Below are 341 nucleotides of genomic sequence, written 5' to 3'. Positions count from 1 at the left end.
ACGATATCCTTTTCGCCGGAAGCCACGACCTGACGATGGATGTGCTAGTCCATCACCTTAGCCTCAAAGGAGTTGCGCTCCTCCCGATTTACTCCGGCAGTCTGGAAGGCTTGATCGAGCTCTATAAAGGGAGGACGGAGCTGGCAGGCTGCCATCTGCTTGATCAGGCGAACGGTACCTATAATCTCTCCCATATCACCTGTCTGATGGGCAGCGAAGAGGTAACGGTCATTAATCTGGTTCACCGCTGGCAGGGTTTTATCGTTCCAAAGGGCAATCCCCGGATGATCACGGATTGGCGCCAATTTTTCTCCGGAAACCACCGCATTGTGAACAGGCAA

At 53.1% G+C, this 341-nt stretch carries 1 protein-coding gene; it reads left to right on the top strand.

All coding sequences use genetic code 11. The annotated features are described in order from the left end of the window. Positions 1 to 35: 35 nt before the first annotated feature. A partial coding sequence (locus MXD62_RS40630) for a substrate-binding domain-containing protein (protein WP_368862387.1) occupies positions 36 to 341 on the top strand: 306 nt, incomplete at its 3' end.

Source organism: Frankia sp. Mgl5 (assembly GCF_023242985.1).
GTDB lineage: Bacteria > Actinomycetota > Actinomycetes > Frankiales > Frankiaceae > Parafrankia > Parafrankia soli.
Note: the sequence above shows the minus strand (reverse complement) of the source record. Positions and strands in the feature narration are given on the sequence as shown.